At 41.5% G+C, this 697-nt stretch carries 1 protein-coding gene; it reads left to right on the forward strand.

The window, feature by feature from the left end; genetic code table 11:
* Window positions 1-106: 106 nt before the first annotated feature.
* Window positions 107-697 (forward strand): hypothetical protein (locus A3729_RS25990; RefSeq protein WP_156498145.1); only part of this gene is annotated, 591 nt, incomplete at its 3' end.

Raw genomic sequence — 697 nt, forward strand, 5'->3', positions numbered from 1 at the left:
CTGACCGTAAGCCAGGAAAAGCTGACTCAGCAATGATCACACTGGATGGTGAAGAAGCTGTAATTCCAAATATTGAATACCTCGAATCATTAGCCTACGAGAACCTATGACTAAAGCAAAAGAGCACCTAAATAATGCTGCACTCTCCGGGCTGCTATTTTTCTGTGTGTTCTTTGCTATTAGCTTGTTTCTTAACGACCAAATAGCACAGAGTGTCCTATTTTTCATCTGCGCGCCTTGCTTTACAAAGGCTTTCTTCACTGCTCATCTTTCATCGCCCTCAAGAAAAAAACAACTCTTGATAGCCTGCACCGCACTGTGGGTCTGCATTGATATAACGCTAGTCAGCCATAGCCTTAGTGAATTCTCATTAGTTTTATATTGGCTGTTCCCTTTGGCAGCAGCAACGCTTATTTTAATTGGGGTAAAGTTTGGCTCGATTTTGTCATTGAGTGCGCTATGCCTCAGCTTCCCACTAACACCTGAAAACAACAGTAGCTCATTTTTCTTTCAGGCTTTATCGTTTGCATTATTTCTTAGCTTATTCTCGGTATTACTTACTTACCTTACCAAGCTAGAGAAAGATCTAAAACTCGCCACTAGAACTGACCCTTTAACCGGTTGCACAAGTATTCCTTATTTCAAACACAAACTAAAATCTGCCACCGAACTTCAACGACGCTATAAGGATCAGGTC

The organism is Oleiphilus sp. HI0043 (assembly GCF_001634935.1).